The organism is Streptomyces katrae, assembly GCF_000966975.1.
Lineage (GTDB): Bacteria > Actinomycetota > Actinomycetes > Streptomycetales > Streptomycetaceae > Streptomyces > Streptomyces katrae.
The window spans coordinates 1-1,015 of sequence record NZ_JZWV01001436.1 but is presented as its reverse complement, the minus strand read 5'-3'; the positions used below and the strand labels follow the sequence as shown (position 1 = coordinate 1,015).

The following is a 1,015-nucleotide window of genomic DNA, read 5'->3' as shown; positions in this document are numbered from 1 at the left end:
CAGCCGTACCTCGTCCCCCGCCCGCACCTGCTGCGCGGGCTTCGCACGCTCGCCGTTGACCTTGACGTGCCCCGCACGGCAGGCGGTCGCCGCGACGGACCGGGTCTTGGTGAGCCGGACCGACCAGATCCAGGCGTCCACCCGCGCGGTACCCGCCTCCAGCGGACCCGGCCCGGCCGCCGTTCCGCCCGTGCTCTTCGTATCAGCCATGCGCCGAGCCTACCGATCCACCGCCCCGCAGACGGAACCCTTTTTGGCGGATACCACAAGCCCCATGGCATCTGCCATAGATAACGAGCCAAACGAGTTGCACATGCGCTCTCAATGCCCCTACCTTGTCGCACATGCAGTCCTACACCATCGGACAGGCGGCGCGCCTGCTGGGCGTCAGCCCGGACACCGCCCGCCGCTGGGCCGACGCCGGCCGGGTCGCGACCCATCGCGACGAGGCGGGGCGCCGCCTGATCGAGGGCCGTGACCTGGCCGCCTTCTCCGTCGAGGTGGGGCAGGGCGCCCACACCGAGGACGGGGAGCCGTACACCTCGGCGCGCAACGCCTTCCCCGGCATCGTCACGGCCGTCACGCTCGGCGACGTGGCCGCCCAGGTCGAGATCCAGGCAGGACCCCACCGCCTGGTCTCCCTGCTGACCCGCGAGGCCGTCGAGGAGCTCGGACTGGAGGTCGGCATGCAGGCCACCGCCCGCGTGAAGTCCACCAGCGTGCACATCGACCGCACCTGAACCCCGACGCGGCGCGGCACACCGCCGCCCCCGCCCCGCGCGCACCACCGTTCGCCCCCACCCGCTCCGCCCGTCACGGCGCGGGTCATACCGCGCGGCCCGGCCCCCGGCCGGCCGCCGACCCGACCTAGGAGCTCCCTGTCATGCACGCGATCCTGAACGGCCGTCGCGCGGCCGCCGCCGCGCTGACCGCCGCCCTGCTCGTCCCGCTGTCCGCCTGCGGCGGCAACGACGACAAGAAGGCCGACGCCGCAGGCACCCCGTCCGCCTCGGCC

General features: G+C 73.9%; 2 protein-coding genes. One reads left to right on the top strand and one right to left on the bottom strand.

From position 1 onward, the window contains the following. A partial coding sequence (locus tag VR44_RS38095; protein ID WP_045952260.1) for a S4 domain-containing protein occupies positions 1-210 on the bottom strand: 210 nt, incomplete at its 3' end. Positions 211-344: 134 nt separating this feature from the next. On the opposite strand from VR44_RS38095, the gene VR44_RS38090 reads away from it, so the two are divergent. Further along, complete coding sequence (locus tag VR44_RS38090) at positions 345-740, top strand: TOBE domain-containing protein (RefSeq protein ID WP_045952259.1); 396 nt, start codon at positions 345-347, stop codon at positions 738-740. The last annotated feature ends 275 nt before the right edge of the window (positions 741-1,015 follow it).

Excerpts from the sequence above, each read along its gene's own strand:
- VR44_RS38090 (WP_045952259.1), top strand. The coding sequence starts at position 345 with ATGCAGTCCTACACCATCGGACAGGCGGCGCGCCTGCTGGGCGTCAGC.